Raw genomic sequence first — 14155 nt, forward strand, 5'->3', positions numbered from 1 at the left:
CTCACAGATTAGCTGAATTTGGCGGTTATATCTTCTAAATCGGGCAAAAGTAGAACTTTAAACTGGTCAGTACGCATTTCTGGGTCGGAAACTATTTCTATTTGGTCCTTGTAAGCGGTAAAATATTCGTAATTATTCTGTATATGTTCTAATAACTCAGGATGAACAATGATACGCAATTTCCTATCTTTAATAAAATATTCTGATCGATTTAACCATCTATAAATACGCATTAACATAGTGTCTTTGGAAACAATGCGTCCACTTCCATGACAGAGTGGACAGGGATCTGAAAAATTAGCGATAAGCGAAGTTCTCATTCTTTTCCGTGTCATTTCCACCAGACCCAGTTCAGTAAAATTATAGACCTTGTTTTTAGCTCGGTCTCTTCTAAGGTTTTTTCTTAGCATTTCCAGAACTTCTTGTTTATTTTGTTCATTTGCCATATCAATAAAATCTATAATAATTACACCACTTAAGTCCCGAAGTCTTATTTGACGTGCTATTTCTGCTGCAGCTTCCAGGTTGGTCTTTTTAATGGTTTCCTCATAATTTGTTTTTCCTGTAAAGCTACCAGTATTAATATCTACAGCGACCAGAGCTTCAGTTTGCTCTATCTTAATATTTCCTCCACTGGGAAGATATATTCGTGAATGGAATATGGTTTCAATCTTTTTTTCAATACCCCAGGCATCAAAGATAGGGGTATCTTCTTTATATATCTCTATATTATGAATCAATTCTGGAGATATATCTTCCATTTGATGGATTATACTTTTGGCGAAGGCTTTATCATCAATCACCAGACGGTCAACATTCTCGCCAAAAAGGTCTCTAATCAGATAATTCTCCAGAGCATTTTCTTCAAAGACACAGACCGGTGCTTTATGATAGCGTATTTTCTTTTCAATCAGTTTCCAGGTCTTTAAAAGAGCTTCATATTCGGTGCGTAATTCATCTTCTTCACAACCTTCAGCTTCCGTTCTAACTATTAAGCCAAAATTGGGATCTTTGAAGTTGCTGATAATATTTCGGATACGATAACGTTCATTCGGATTGTAGATTTTACGAGAGATAGCAATCTTATGTTTATTGGGAAAGAGCACTAAATATTTACCCGGAACAGAAATTTGACCCGTAAGTCTTGCTCCTTTAGAACCAAGAGGACCTTTATGAACCTGTACTACAATTTCCTGACCTGGTTTAAGTAGATTGCCAATCTGAGAAGAATCCTTAGGGTTAAGTCTGGGATGAGGAGTTTCATTTTCATAAATATCAAGAAAATCCATAACTATATCTGAATAATGTAAAAAAGCTGTCCTTTCCAGACCTATATCAATAAAGGCAGCCCCCATTCCCGGAAGCACATCCTTTACAATACCTTTGTAAATATTTCCAACAATATTCTGTTTATCTTTACGTTCTACAAAGAGTTCTACTAATCTACCATCTTCTAAAACTGCCACTCTCTTTTCCAGAGGATGCACATTAACGATGATTTCGGTTATGTATTTATCTCTTTTAGAATAACTATGTTCTGTTTTGTGGCTTCTTGATTGATTCATATTTCATTAATCCAGCTTATAGGGACAAAAATATAGCCATTGATTGGTCTGTAAGGTCTTTTTTAGATAATCTTCTATCGGTTCAATAGCATTGGATTCTTTATTTATAGCTTTAGCTGAACTGGTCTGTAACCAATTACCTTGACGGAACAAATCCCATATAGTAACCTTTTTAGGATATGATTCAACCCCATATTTAGTAATTTTTGCCAAGTCAGCAGCCTTAGTTATTGCAAACTGAAGATTGCCTATATCATCAATTAGACCATTACCTTTAGCATCAGAAGCAGAAAAGACTCTTCCTTCTGCTACTAAATCAATTTTATCAGCACCAATTTTACGACTGTCCATCACTCTTTGTTTAAATTCGGCATATACGCTAGCAGATTCTCTTTTCAAAGAAGCCAGGAGTTCAGGATCAGTCTTTTCTAAAATATTACCTGCTCCAGCAAATTTCCCATAGCTTATAGTTTGACTTTCTATACCTATCTTATTACCCAGCTCTTCTGCTTCGGGAAGAGCCATTACCACTCCTATAGAACCTGTAATTGTCTGGGGATCTGCAATTATATAATCACTGGCACAACTTATATAATATCCTCCAGATGCAGCCATTCCTCCCATAGATACAACCACTGGTTTTTCAAATGCTTTGATTCGCTGATAAATCAATTCTGATTCAAGAGCTGAACCTCCTGGACTATTAATTCGTAAAACGACTGCTTTAACTGTCTTATCATCAGCTAATTTATCCAAAATCCTATCTACACTATTTAAACTTATCACATTGGGATTATTATAATTAATTGAAGGAGTGATATTACCGCTAAGATAAACCACGGCAATTTTGTCTGAAGAAATAGAAGCTTCTGTGCCAGATTTATAATCAGAGATAGAAATCTGGTATTTATCTGTAATATCATATTTTTTCTGGAGTTCTTCCCAGGTGGCAGCTTCATCAATTAAACCATATTTTATAGCTTCTTGAGCGTCAATGGTTAAATCTGGTCTGTTTTCATAGATATTTTGCACTGTATCTATTTTCATACTGCGCATTTTTGATATTTCTTGTTGTATAAGTTCATAGCGACTTTTTAGAACTTTCCTTAAATTTTCTTCTGTGCCTGGACTTAAAGAGTTTTGAGTATAGGGTTCTGCTGCTCCTTTAAATTCACCTTCCTGCATTACATGCATCTTTATGCCAAGTTTCTTAAGCGCATCTTTATAAAAGAGAACATTACTGGCAACACCTTCCAGCACAATTCCAGCAGAAGCAGAAGGGTCTATAAAGATTTTATCTGCCATCGCACAAAGAAGATAATCTTTTTGAGCAAGGACTTCACCATGAGCAATCACAGGTTTATGACTCTTCTTAAAATCTTGCAATGCTGCATCTATTTCATTTAGATTAGCATAATTAGTCTGTAGCAAATTAGGTTTAATCAGGATGCCCTTGATTTTGTTATCGTCTGCAGCTTTTCGTATCCTATAACAGATATCTGTAACACTTAAGGGATTATATCCCAGGAAATTGGAACTCTGAAGGATAGAATAATCCGTAACCTGTCCACTTAAATCCAGAACAAGCCAGGATCCTTGGGCAACATTTTTTCCTTGGGGAGCAAACCCAATAAAATATCCTGCTAAAAATGCAACTGCCAGAATTAAAACAATGACACCACATCCAATATAAATTCCACTATTTTTTTTCATCTATAAAGCTCCTCTCTATTTACCAAAAAATTGGGATATCTATAAAAAATTCTGGCGGAGATGCTGGGATTCGAACCCAGGATATGCGTTTGTGCACATATACACGATTTCCAATCGTGCTCCTTCAGCCAGCTCGGACACATCTCCGCTTTCGGTGATATAATTTTTTTTGCCATCCTTTCTGTCAAATAAAAATCAATGCTTGAAATGACGATAACCCGTTAAAACTAAGGTTATCCCATATTCATTACAGGCTTCAATAACTTCATTATCCGATTTAGAACCACCTGGCTCTATGATTGCTTTAATTCCATACTTATGTAATTCATCTACGGAATCACGAAAAGGAAAGAATCCATCTGAAGCACAGACAGCACCACTAAGATTATGTCCATAGCGTTGTGCTTTCCAGAGAGCAAGATGAGTGGAATCAATCCTGCTGGTTTGTCCTGCACCTAACCCATAAACCCGGTCTTTACCTGTAATGGCAATAGCATTGGAACGAAGTAAGGAGACAACTTTCCAGGCGAATATAAGGGCTTCCCATTCATCCTTTTCTGGTTTTTGTTCTGAAACTACTTCCCATTCTTCAGGATTTTCCTGTACCAAATCCCAGGATTGAAGCAACCATCCATAGGTTAAGCATTTCAATTCCCAGGGTTCTGAAAATTTGTTTAAAAGTTCTGGATTATATTTAATGACTCTCCTATTCTTTTTCTTTTTAAGAAATTCCAGGACTCCGGTATCATAATCAGGTGCTATTATGATTTCTGTAAAGACCCGATTTATTAATTCAGCTGTCTTTATATCCAGGGAACGATTTACTCCTACGATTCCACCATATGGAGAATCGGTATCGCTTTTATAAGCTTTTTCATAGGCAAGAGCCAAATCAGAATCTACACCAATTCCGCAGGGATTACAATGTTTGGTAATAATAACTGCTGGTTGTTCAAATAATCTCAAACCTCTAAGAGTAGCATCAATATCTTGATGATTATTAAAAGATAGTTCCTTACCTGATAAAACCTCTAATGGAGATTGATGAGAAAGATAAAAACCAGCCATTTGATGCGGATTTTCTCCATACCGCAAAGGCTGTTCCAGCTTACAAGATATACTATAATATGAAGGTATATTCGGTGAGTATTCTTTAAAAGAATCCAGCGATTTAAAATATTCTGCTATTATTGTATCATAATGGGACACATACTCAAATGCCTTATGAGCCAGATGAATTCTCAATTCCAAAGGAACTTCTTTATTATTCTGCAAATATGCTAAGACAGATTCATAATCTTGAGGATCGGTTAAGACCATTACACTCTTGTAGTTTTTTGCTGCTGCACGGATTAAAGAAGGTCCTCCAATATCAATATTTTCAATTAGTTCGGAATGAGTTACTCCTTCCCGAGACCAGGTTTCAGCAAAAGGATACAGATTTACTGCAACTAAATCTATACAATCAATTCCAAGTTCTTCCAGAGTTTTCATATGTTCTAAATTTTCTCTATCTGCCAGAATTCCAGCGAAAATACGGGGATGAAGCGTTTTCACTCTTCCATTGAGAATCTCAGGAAACCGTGTTAACCGAGCAATTTCTATGTTATTAATCCCTATATTATCCAGATAATTGGATGTCCCCTTCGTTGCTAAAATAGCATAACCCAGTTCATTCAAGGCAGCAGCAAGTTTTTCAATGTTCCGACGGTCCGAAACGGAAAGCAAAGCATATTTATTCATTTATCCTCATCATTATCTACTTGTTGAACTATATTCTTCAATTCCTCTGTGGCTAAGAGTTTTTCTATACGCTTATTTAATTTGCTATTAGTATACATTTCAACCGTAACTCTAACCATCTGCTGAGGACTCTCTGTTGGTTCTTTACCATTTTTCCTGTTTTCATATACTGAAACCATCACCATTCCACTCATTATAATGACCCAGTTCACATATATCCAGAGCAAAAAGATAGGTAAAGCAGAGACTGCACCATACCTTTCAGGATAGGTGGTTAAGTTATAGATATAGAAATCAAATCCACTTCTGGCAATTAGCCATATAATTGCAGCCCAAAAAGCACCCCTAACCAATGAAGTTGCTTTAACTGTTACTGAAGGCATCAAACTATATAGTAGTAATAAAATAATATATTGCATCAAAAAAGGTATTAAAAAACTAAACCATTTGAATACAGGAAGTTTTAAAATTCCAGATATAATTGGAATAGACGAGGTTGATAAAAGCACAATCATAATAAGCAATCCCAGAATCAATGTACCTAAAAACTTTATGATTTGACTAATTAACCCTGGTTTAGTTCTGAATTCAAGTCTCAGTATCCGGTCAAAAGAATCCCTGATAACTATAAATAAGGAATATGAGGAAACTGCTATAACTATAAAGTTGATGATATTGAATCCTGCTTTATTTTCCAACATATTCTGAATTATATTCTGCACCTGTAAAGCTGCACTTGGTATAAGATTTTCTGAGATTAAAGAGAATATTTTCTCTTTTAAATCCAGGAAAGGTAGAGTAGGCGCAAGGAAAATAAGGAACACCACTACTGGTACAAATCCCATAATAGTTATATAAGTTAGCGCTCCTGCTTCTCTTAATACTCTTTCTTTCATAAGAATTTGATAAAATGATTTGACGAAATTAGTTAAATCTGCCCATAATCGTTTTCGCCATTGAGAATTACTTATATATTTCCAGAATACTGCTATATCATATTTTGCGGTCTTGAATATACCAATTATAAGCAACCAGATAGTTTGGAAAAAGCCTTTTTTCTCTTTCTCTTCCATTTTCATTCCTTAAATAGACTAAATCTTGATTTCATACAACAATATCCTTTTCACAATTACTTTGCAACAACCACTTAAATCTATTAAGTTTTTGAGCTTCAATACAATCAGCTATAATGATAGATAATTTCATAAGACTTTTCCAATTAATACAATTTCAAAGCTCATTATCTAATTGTCAATAAGAAAAAACAAGAATAAAATCATTAAATTCAAAACTTTTGTCACCTCTTTTTTCTCTCATTTATTTTAGTAACCTTATTTCTAATCAATAAGTTAAGGATTTTCCCAATTATACATATATGTTATTTCTTATTCCCAATTCTTAAAGTTGACATTATGTAATGTTATCAGGTAACTTATGTCCCATTTCGGACATAAGCTGGACATGAGCTGGACATGAGCTGGACATAAGTTGGACATCGGTTCCCCTATTATTAGAAGGTTAATGTTTACGAATTAATAACAAACAAAGAAACCTAAAATGAAGCAATTATCGGATTCTTAGACTACAGTTTAGGTCATCAAAAAATGGAGTTTTTTTGCTTGACAAAGGGGATTATAAAAATTTATATGTATAGAAATGCATCTCTAGCTCAGCTGGTAGAGCAACTGACTCTTAATCAGTGGGTCCGGGGTTCGAATCCCCGGAGATGTACCAAAATTTTTAGATGCGGTGATTTGCCCTTTGCTCCGCGGCAAAATGTGCTAAAGTGCGGCATTTTATCCGGCTTTAGCAGCCGGATTTTTTTATATATAAAAACAAAGTGAAGCATAGCTGCATCTTGAAACAGGAAATATATTCTGTAAGTTAATAAAGGAGAAATGAATGACTGCCTTACATGAGAACAAACCGTGTGAGAAAAATGAGTATGTGTTTACTTCTGAATCAGTGTCAGAAGGTCATCCAGATAAGGTCTGTGACCAGATATCAGATGCTATACTGGATGCTTATTTGAAAGAGCATCCCAGCTCGCGAGTAGCTTGTGAGACGCTATGCACTGAAAATAGAGTAATTCTTTCAGGAGAAATATCTTCTCCAGGTAACTTGAGTCTGGATATAGAACCTATCGTACGTAATGTAATTAGAAACATTGGCTATATCCATCCTGGCATTGGTTTTGATGATAATTGTGAGATCAATAACTATCTCCATTCCCAGGAAACAGCATTAAGAGAAAATGAAGGGGCTGGTGATCAGGGTTTGATGTTCGGTTATGCCTGCACTCAAACCAGACACTATATGCCTGCCCCAATTGCAATGGCACATAAGCTATTACAAAATCTGGCAGAGCTTCGCAAAAATGGAACTATCCCCTATCTCCTACCTGATGCTAAATCCCAGGTCAGTATGCGTTTTTGTGGTAGAAAACCCGTCTCAGTGGAAACTGTTGTTATCTCAACTCATCATAAACATATCAGCAAATCAGAATTTGAAGAAATGAAACGAGCCATAAATCAACTGGTTATTAAACCTACCATAGAAGAAATGGAAAACGATACTTGCAGCACTTTTCAAGCTAATAATTATCAGGTGAAAATTAATCCTTTGAATGAATGGGAAGACGGTGGTCCTGCTGCAGATACAGGACTTACTGGAAGAAAAATCATAGTTGATACTTATGGTGGATGGGCACAACATGGAGGTGGAGCCTTTTCAGGTAAAGATGCCACCAAAGTTGACCGTAGTGCTTCCTATATGGCAAGACATATAGCAAAAAGTATTGTCGCCTCTGGTTTAGCAGAAGAATGTTTGCTACAATTTAGTTTTATAATTGGTGAAGCCGAACCTGTATCTTTGATGGTGGATACTTTCGGAACCGGTAAGATGAGTGAAAAAGAACTGGAATCCCTTATTCGTAAGAGTTTTCCCTTGACAGTAAAAGGGATAATAGAGTATCTTGATTTAAGAAAACCTATATTTTTCCCTACTGCTTCCTATGGTCATTTTGGTCGTGATGATGAAAACTTTACCTGGGAAAGGGTCAAAGAATTAAAATAGGCAGGATAATGGACTTATATCAAAAGCTTAAGACCACACCAGCTTTCTTCTTAATTGCAGGTCCTTGTGTGGTAGAAAACGATACAGTTATGCATAAAGTGGCAGAAACTTTAGTTCAACTGCAAGAAGAAACTGGCATTATCGTGGTATTTAAAGCTTCTTATAAAAAAGCAAATAGAAGTTCAGTTGATTCCTATATGGGACCGGGTGAAGAAGAAGGTTTACGCTCTCTGGAACATATAAAGAGTGAATTCCATCTTCCTGTATTAACCGATGTTCATGAAAGAATTGAAGTTGAAGCAGCAGCTCAGATCTGTGATATCCTGCAAATTCCAGCTTTTCTCTGTCGTCAAACTGAACTTATACAAGCTACAGCTGCTACAGGAAAAATCATCAATATTAAAAAGGGGCAATTTATGGCTCCTGAAGATATGCAACAAACTGCACTAAAAGCCGGAAATAATCAACAAATACTGCTCACTGAACGAGGAACTTGTTTTGGCTATCATAATCTGGTAGTAGATTTTCGCAGCTTCAGTATTATGCACTCTTTGGGCTATCCTGTGGTCTATGATGTAACGCATTCTCTCCAATTACCCTCAGCTGGTAAGGTATCAGGTGGCAATCCAGAATTTGCACCTATGATGGCAAAAGCAGCCATAGCTACAGGTAAAGTGCAGGGACTTTTTATAGAAACACATCCTGAGCCAGAACAAGCTTTGAGTGATGCGGCAAGTATGTTGAGGTTAAATATGCTTGCTCCTCTGATTAAGGAATGTTTAAAAATAGCTCATTTAAAGGATAACGAATGAATTTTATTAATATACAAAAACCTTTGAAACCTTCTTTAGACTGGACAAAGATTAAACTAATGGTCTTTGATTGCGATGGTGTGCTCACTGATGGAAGAATTATTTACGATAGTGCTGGCAATGAAAGTAAAAATTTTGATGCTCATGATGGTATGGGTTTTAATATTTTAAAACATACTGATATTAAAACCGCTGTTATTACCGGCAGAAATTCACCTCTTTTAGAGCGTCGTTGCCAGGACCTGAAGATAGACTTTCTTTTCCAGGGAGTCTTGAAAAAGCTGGATAAAATTAATCAGTTACTTCAGGAACTTGGATTGGACTTTGATAATCTACTGATGATGGGCGATGATTTTAATGACCTTCCTTTGATGCTAAGGTCTGCCATCTCTGTTTGTCCAGCTGATACCTGTGAAGATGTTAAAGCTTTTTGTGATATTATTACCCAACATAGTGGTGGAAGAGGAGCAGTTAGAGAATGCATTGAACTACTGCTTACCAATCAAGGAATCTATGAGCAAGCATTGCTCTCCTATCTTAATTCTATCAGTTGAGTTAATCCTTTTATGCTCTCTATTAGCACTTAGTGCTTGTGGAAAAAGTAAACTGGATATTCAAACGGAATCAATGAAACGTGGGATTCCAGATGAGACGAGCACAAATGTGACTCTTACCGAATACGAACAAAATAAAATCGCTTATATTTTAAATGCGGAAAGAATAGATCGTTATTACGACCGCCGCATTCTGAATGCATATAAAGTAGAAATTCAAGCTCTGGACAAGAAAACGGGTGGAACTTCTTTTTTAAAAGCAGATAGCACAATTGTAGATGAAGCCAGAAATATGATCATGGCACATGGGAATGTTAAGCTAATTTCAGCTGAAGGAAGCATCTACACCAATCGTATGATTTGGGACCGAAATAGCGATGTCATAGTTGCACCGGACACAGTTATGCTCGTCAGAGCAGGAAATATATTACGAGGAAGAAATCTCCGAACAAATTTAAGTATTTATCCAACTGAAATGGATAGTATCTCCGCAGAAGGTTTATGTGAAGAAAAAGAATTTCTTAATTGGTAGTGTTCTGCTTTTAATTCTGCTTCCTATCTGGGCACAAAAATCAGAGCCTTTACGAGTGATTCATTCAGATAAATTATATCTAACTAAAGTTCAGGATGAACAGGTAATGCGTCTTGAAGGTAAAGTCCATTTCTTCTATGGTAAGACTGAATTTCACAGTGATCGTGCCACTATTTTCAATCTGCAAAAGATAGCCCGTCTGGATGGTAATGTTAAGGTTAATAATGATTCTTTAACCCTGTTTGCTGATAGTTTAACCTACTATCGCATTCCCGATGAACTTAATGCAGGTGGAAAAATCTATATTGAAGAGAACCAAAAAGGCAGTGCTTTTCGGTGGTTTCGTTCCAATTATGCTATCTATAACCAAAAATATAATCAAATTACTGTATGGGAAAATGTCTCTGCCTATGATAAAGAAGAGAATGTTTCCATATTTTGTGGTTACGCTTTTTGGGATAGAAATGAAGGTTATGCTTATATGATTGAGAAACCCAGAATAATCACAGCTCAGGAAGATACTCTTTATGTGAATGCTGATAAGATGGAATACTTTGAAAAAGAACGGAAATTAGTGGCAACTTTCAATGTCCAGGCTCAAACCCGTGATTACCGAACCGTCAGTGATTTTCTGCTCTATTTCTTAAAAGAAGATAAAGCTGTCTTCACGGGAATGCCAGAATTCCATTCTGATTATGCAAAAGCTGAAGCGGGTGAATTTTATCTATATTTTAAAGAAAGAAAATTGAATAGAGCTGAACTCGTTGATTCCTGTAGAGTAGAATTTTCTGAAGAAGCAATGGGACCTAAATTTAACTGGGTGGTAGCAGATTATATTGATATTGGATTTGAAGAGAACCAAATCCGTTCTTTCAATGCTGAAAGAGCAGTTCAATATCGCTATATTCGTCAAAAGACAGATAAAAACGATTACTTTGATAACACAGCCACTGGTGATTATCTGGAGGTTCAGTTTACTCCAGAGAATAAACTTGATTATATGAAGATGAATATGAACATCAAGGGTATCTACAAATTCCAAAACAAATCTTGACAGACAGAATAGATTCATCTAAGGGTTAATTTATGGAAATTCACAAAATTCAAGCCCAGCACTTGGCAAAGATATACGGAAAACGCAAGGTAGTCAACGACCTCAGTATGGAAATGCAACAGGGAGAAGTAGTTGGTATTCTCGGTCCTAATGGAGCTGGTAAAACTACAACCTTTTATATGATTCTCGGCTTAACCAAACCTAATGAAGGAAAAGTTCTGCTGGATAATAAAGATATAACGCATCTTCCTATGTATCGTCGTGCCAGACTTGGTCTGGGATACCTAGCGCAGACACCTTCAATTTTTTCTAAACTTACCGTAGAAGAGAATATACTGGCTATATTGCAGACTTTGAAGATAAGTAAACAGGAACAAAAAAGAAAACTGGAAGAAGCTTTAGCAGAACTTAATCTAACGCCTCTTGCCAAACAAAAAGCTTACACTCTTTCTGGAGGTGAGAGACGTAAACTGGAGATTACTCGCTCTTTGCTAACTAATCCAACATTCATCTTTATGGATGAACCTTTTGCTGGCGTTGACCCTATCACCGTGGCAGATATTCAGGATATTATTGCTAAATTGAGAGATAAGAATATCGGAATAATGGTCACCGACCACAATGTATTTGAGACTTTGAAAATAGTGAACCGTGCTTATATTATATTTGAAGGAAAAATTATAGTATCCGGTTCCTCATGGGAGCTGATAAATGATGAAAAAGCAAAAAAATTATATTTAGGAGATAGGTTTTTAACTAATCCTTTTGAGTCCCGACAATGAATAGTTTTAATCAGAACATATCAATGCAGGAAAAACAGGAGCTTGCTTTAAAGCCAAAGATGCTACAATCTTTGAAAATGCTCACTCTTCCCATCCTGGAACTGGAAAATTATATTAAACAAGAGCTGGTTAACAATCCATTGTTGGAACTCCGTGATGAAAAAGAAGAAGAAGATTTAGAAGAGACCCCTATGACATTTGTTCCTGAAGAAAGTCAGAAAAACCTGGATGATACAGATAGTTCATTTGAATGGGGACAGACCATAAGTGAAGCTAAGGAACTAACTGAAATTTTGGACCAATGGAATGAATATCATCAAAACTATGAAGGTTCTTCTTCTAAACCGGAAAAAGATAAAGGTGAAGCTTTATTAATTTATGAAGAAAGTGGCATTGAGCAATTTATGCAACAACTTTATCCTCTATCCTTGCCTGATAATGAGATAGATTTTGTAGCCGAAATGCTTGATAACTGCGATAGTTATGGATACCTATCTCCCGAATTTAATTTGGAAAGAGCTGCCAGAGCTTATGGTATTTCTCCAGAAAGAGCAAAGGTCATACATAACATAGTACTACAATTACCTCCCAAGGGTATTACTTCTCGCAATATCAGTGAATGCCTGTTAGCTCAATTATCTGAAGAAGAACGCCAGAATAGTATCCTTGTAGGTTTATGCACTGACCAATTTGAAAATTTAATTCATCGTCGTTTTCAAAAAATAGCCTCCTATTATGGCGTTTCTGAGGATTGTATCTTATTCTGGCGAGATGTGATAGCTAAACTTGACCCTAAACCAGGTTTGCGAATTCTCACTCCTAATACTGCCTATATAGTTCCCGATATTACCATAAAAAGAATAGATGACGACTTTGAGGTAATTATCAATGACCATATAAGCCCTAATATAATCATCAGTCCACATTATCTTAAGTTAATGGCACATGGTTTTCTGGATAAAGAAACTCTTAAATTCGTGAGAGAACGGATAAATAGTGCTAAATTTCTCATTAAGAGCATCTATATGCGAACCCGCACTTTGGAACGAGTTACTAAGGCAATCATCAAGTATCAATCCGATTTTTTCTATAATGGGACAGGTATAATTCAACCTCTAACCTATTCTGTTATAGCACGAGAGCTTTCAGTTAATGAATCCACTATATCCAGAGTGGTAAAACATAAATATGCAGAAACTCCTTACGGAATTTATGCTTTGAAGGACTTTTTCTCCAGCACGGCTGGAATTGATACTCGCAATGAAAACATTTCTCGTCAGCAGATTAAATCTTTTATTTGCAAGATGGTAGAGAATGAAGATAAGAAACACCCTCTTAGTGACCAGGAATTAGTTAATCTTCTTAAAAAGGAAGGGTTAATTATTTCCCGAAGAATTGTAGCTAAATATAGATTTGAACTGGGTATTCTAAATAGTCGTTTACGCAGGATGTAAAGGAGAAACTCTTGTCTGAATTTAAGGTTACTATAATTGGTGGAGGACCCGGAGGATATGAAACAGCCATAAGGTTAAATCAATATGGGATTGAATGCCTCCTGATTGAAGAAGAAAGAGTTGGAGGTGTCTGTCTAAATCGCGGTTGCATTCCAACAAAAGCCTTAGTTAAAAGTGCAGAGCTATACTATGAAATGAGCTCTGCTTCAAATTATGGTCTCCCTTCCTATAAACCAGAACTGGATTATGAACAGGTATTCAACCGAAAAAATGCTATCGTAGAACAACTGGTAAATGGAATAGAGCTTATTTTCCGAAAACGCAATATTCCCATTTTAAAAGATAGAGCCATAACCATTAGCTTAGAGAATGACAAATATTTAATCCAGACAGCTAAGGGCGAACAAATAGAAACACAATATGTAGTCATTGCCACAGGTTCACTTCCAAAATCCTTACCTAATATAGCCATAGATGAAGTTAATATCTTATCGTCAACTGGTATGCTCAATCTTTCAACCTTACCTGAATCCTTAGCCATAGTTGGAGGTGGGGTTATTGGTTGTGAATTTGCTTCTATAATGAATAGTTTTGGAGTGCAAACCTCTATTATAGAGTTTCTTCCTCGTATTCTTCCCAGTGAAGATGAAGAGATATCCAAAAGACTTACGGTAGCATTAAAAAAAGCCGGGATAAAGATTTACACTTCTACCGCTGTGGAAAATATTAAAGAAATTGCACAGAGACAGCAACTCTCTCTTTCTAATGGCTCAACTCTTACGGTAGATAAAGTATTGCTAAGTGTTGGACGCATCCCTAATTGTAATCTTGATTGGAATCAAATGGAACTGGAAACTGAACATAATGCTAT

General features: G+C 36.1%; 12 protein-coding genes and 2 tRNA genes. 9 read left to right on the forward strand and 5 right to left on the reverse strand.

Features of this window, described 5'->3' with window-relative positions; all coding sequences use genetic code 11:
* Positions 1-8 precede the first annotated feature (8 nt).
* The 5 genes from E0946_RS01975 to E0946_RS01995 form a co-directional block, all read right to left on the reverse strand.
* Positions 9-1565, reverse strand: coding sequence for an Rne/Rng family ribonuclease (locus E0946_RS01975; RefSeq protein WP_133200786.1), 1557 nt, complete (start codon positions 1563-1565; stop codon positions 9-11).
* Between the two features lie 6 nt (positions 1566-1571).
* Positions 1572-3278, reverse strand: a complete 1707-nt coding sequence (gene sppA, locus E0946_RS01980; protein ID WP_133200787.1) for a signal peptide peptidase SppA — start codon at positions 3276-3278, stop codon at positions 1572-1574.
* Positions 3279-3330: 52 nt separating this feature from the next.
* Positions 3331-3425, reverse strand: a tRNA-Ser gene (locus E0946_RS01985).
* Positions 3426-3473: 48 nt separating this feature from the next.
* A complete protein-coding gene (gene purH, locus E0946_RS01990) occupies positions 3474-5021 on the reverse strand; it encodes a bifunctional phosphoribosylaminoimidazolecarboxamide formyltransferase/IMP cyclohydrolase (protein ID WP_133200788.1) in 1548 nt (515 codons plus the stop codon).
* Entirely contained in the window at positions 5018-6094 is a 1077-nt protein-coding gene (locus E0946_RS01995) for a YihY/virulence factor BrkB family protein (RefSeq protein WP_165942055.1), read from the reverse strand. The genes purH and E0946_RS01995 overlap by 4 nt, the downstream gene beginning before the upstream one ends.
* A 585-nt stretch (positions 6095-6679) precedes the next feature.
* Between E0946_RS01995 and E0946_RS02000 the strand changes: the two genes are divergently transcribed.
* From E0946_RS02000 to E0946_RS02040, 9 genes are all read left to right on the forward strand, one after another.
* A tRNA-Lys gene (locus E0946_RS02000) sits at positions 6680-6755 on the forward strand.
* A gap of 168 nt (positions 6756-6923) precedes the next feature.
* A complete protein-coding gene (metK, locus tag E0946_RS02005) occupies positions 6924-8096 on the forward strand; it encodes a methionine adenosyltransferase (protein WP_133200790.1) in 1173 nt (390 codons plus the stop codon).
* An 8-nt stretch (positions 8097-8104) separates the two neighbouring features.
* Positions 8105-8908, forward strand: coding sequence for a 3-deoxy-8-phosphooctulonate synthase (kdsA, locus tag E0946_RS02010; RefSeq protein WP_133200791.1), 804 nt, complete (start codon positions 8105-8107; stop codon positions 8906-8908).
* Positions 8905-9462 (forward strand): KdsC family phosphatase, encoded by a 558-nt coding sequence (locus tag E0946_RS02015; RefSeq protein ID WP_133200792.1) that lies wholly within the window; start codon positions 8905-8907, stop codon positions 9460-9462. Before kdsA ends, E0946_RS02015 begins: the two co-directional genes overlap by 4 nt.
* Positions 9422-9994, forward strand: a complete 573-nt coding sequence (lptC, locus tag E0946_RS02020; protein WP_133200793.1) for an LPS export ABC transporter periplasmic protein LptC — start codon at positions 9422-9424, stop codon at positions 9992-9994. The genes E0946_RS02015 and lptC overlap by 41 nt, the downstream gene beginning before the upstream one ends.
* Complete coding sequence (locus E0946_RS02025) at positions 9966-11048, forward strand: hypothetical protein (RefSeq protein ID WP_133200794.1); 1083 nt, start codon at positions 9966-9968, stop codon at positions 11046-11048. The genes lptC and E0946_RS02025 overlap by 29 nt, the downstream gene beginning before the upstream one ends.
* A gap of 32 nt (positions 11049-11080) precedes the next feature.
* Positions 11081-11830 carry an LPS export ABC transporter ATP-binding protein gene (gene lptB / locus E0946_RS02030; protein ID WP_133200795.1) on the forward strand — a complete coding sequence of 250 codons (750 nt, stop codon included), beginning with the start codon at positions 11081-11083 and terminating at the stop codon, positions 11828-11830.
* The gene (rpoN, locus tag E0946_RS02035; RefSeq protein WP_133200796.1) at positions 11827-13284 is read left to right on the forward strand and encodes an RNA polymerase factor sigma-54; all 1458 of its coding nucleotides are present in this window, start codon (positions 11827-11829) and stop codon (positions 13282-13284) included. The genes lptB and rpoN overlap by 4 nt, the downstream gene beginning before the upstream one ends.
* Positions 13285-13295: 11 nt before the next feature.
* The coding region (locus E0946_RS02040) for a dihydrolipoyl dehydrogenase family protein (protein ID WP_133200813.1) at positions 13296-14155 on the forward strand (860 nt) is incomplete at its 3' end.

Origin of the sequence: Candidatus Syntrophosphaera thermopropionivorans, from assembly GCF_004353895.1 — a bacterium.
Taxonomy (GTDB): Bacteria; Cloacimonadota; Cloacimonadia; order Cloacimonadales; family Cloacimonadaceae; genus Syntrophosphaera; species Syntrophosphaera thermopropionivorans.